This is a genomic window from Streptomyces sp. NPDC060209 (genome assembly GCF_042728155.1).
Lineage (GTDB): Bacteria > Actinomycetota > Actinomycetes > Streptomycetales > Streptomycetaceae > Streptomyces.
In genome coordinates, this window is sequence record NZ_JBHWZS010000572.1 from 1 (window position 1) to 1,620 (window position 1,620).

Annotated in this window: 1 protein-coding gene; it reads right to left on the reverse strand. The window is 68.5% G+C overall.

Going from position 1 to position 1,620, the window contains the following annotated elements; all coding sequences use genetic code 11:
- Window positions 1–17 precede the first annotated feature (17 nt).
- Window positions 18–1,484 carry a nucleobase:cation symporter-2 family protein gene (locus ACFWFI_RS42635; RefSeq protein WP_387401343.1) on the reverse strand — a complete coding sequence of 489 codons (1,467 nt, stop codon included), beginning with the start codon at window positions 1,482–1,484 and terminating at the stop codon, window positions 18–20.
- Window positions 1,485–1,620: the final 136 nt, after the last annotated feature.

Genomic DNA, 1,620 nt, shown 5'->3' on the forward strand with positions numbered 1-1,620 from the left:
GCACGCGCACCGCCGGGTCAGTGGGCGACGGGCAGGGCCATCGGGTCCTTCGGCTGTTCGCTGTCCGCGGCCTCCGTCTCCGGTTCCGCGTCCGGCGTCCGGCCCCAGTGGTTGAAGGCCAGGTTGAGCACGATCGCCACCACGCAGCCTGTGGAGATGCCCGAGTCCAGGACGACGAGGAGGTCCTCGGGGAACGCGTGGTAGAAGTCCGGCGCGGCGATCGGGATGAGACCGACGCCGACGGCCGCCGCGACGATCAGGGCGTTCTCACCCTTCTCCAGGGCGGCGGTGGCCAGCGTCTGGATGCCGCTCGCGGCGACCGATCCGAAGAGGACGATGCCCGCGCCGCCGAGGACCGGAAGCGGTACGAGGGCGATGACCGACGCGGCCACGGGGACCAGTCCGAGCAGGACGAGGATCGCTCCGCCCGCGGCGACGACGAACCGGCTGCGGACCTTGGTCATGGCGACCAGCCCGATGTTCTGCGCGAACGCGCTGCACATGAAGCCGTTGAACAGTGGACTGATGGCGCTGCCCAGAGTGTCGGCGCGCAGTCCGCCCTCGATGGTCCGCTCGTCCGCCGGGCGGCCGACGATCTTGCCGAGGGCCAGCATGTCGGCAGTGGACTCGGTCATGCAGACGAGCATCACGATGCACATCGAGATGATGGCGGCGATCTCGAACTGCGGTGCGCCGAAGTGGAACGGCGTCGGGAAACCGACCACGTCGGCGTCGCCCAGTGCCCCGAAGTCGGTGATGCCGGCCGGGATGGCGATCAGGGTGCCGATGACCAGGCCGAGCAGGATGGCGATCTGCTGGAGGAAGCCGCGCAGCAGTTTGCGCAGAGCGAGGACGATCAGGAGGGTGACCGCGGCCATCGTGATGTTCGTCATCGAGCCGTAGTCGTCGGCGGTCGCGTTGCCGCCCTGCGACCAGTTGAAGGCGACCGGCAGCAGCGAGACGCCTATCAGGGTGATGACGGTGCCGGTGACGACGGGCGGGAAGAACCGCACCAGTTTGCAGAAGTACGGGGCGAGGACGAAGCCGAGGAGGCCGGCGACGATGATCGCCCCGAAGATGACGGCGATTCCGTCGTGCCCGCGGTCCTTGCCTATCGCGATCATCGGCGTGACTCCGGCGAACGAGACGCCGTTGACGAACGGCAGCCGGGCGCCTATTCGCCAGAAGCCGAGGGTCTGGAGCAGGGTGGCTATCCCCGCGGTGAAGAGGCTCGCCCCCATGAGGAAGGCGGTCTCCTTGGCGCTGAGGCCGACGGCGGGCCCCACGATCATGGGCGGGGCCACCACTCCCGCGTACATCGCGGCCACGTGCTGCAGGCCGCTGGTGAACATCCTGAGGGGCGGAAGCGTCTCGTCGACCGGGTGTTTCCGGTCCGGTTCGCCGGCCGCGCCTCCTTCTCCTGCGCTTCCTTCGACTGCGTTTCCATCGACTGCGTTCTTACGAAACCTGGGCGTAGCTGCCACGGCTTCCTCCGGTCGGGTGCACGTCGGGCGACGTGGGTGTCAGGGAGGTGGTGCTGAGTGGTGCGTTGGTGCAGGTCGTGCAGCTGGTGCGGGCAGCTTGGAGCTCACCTGTGCGGGTGCGCGTACAGGACGTACG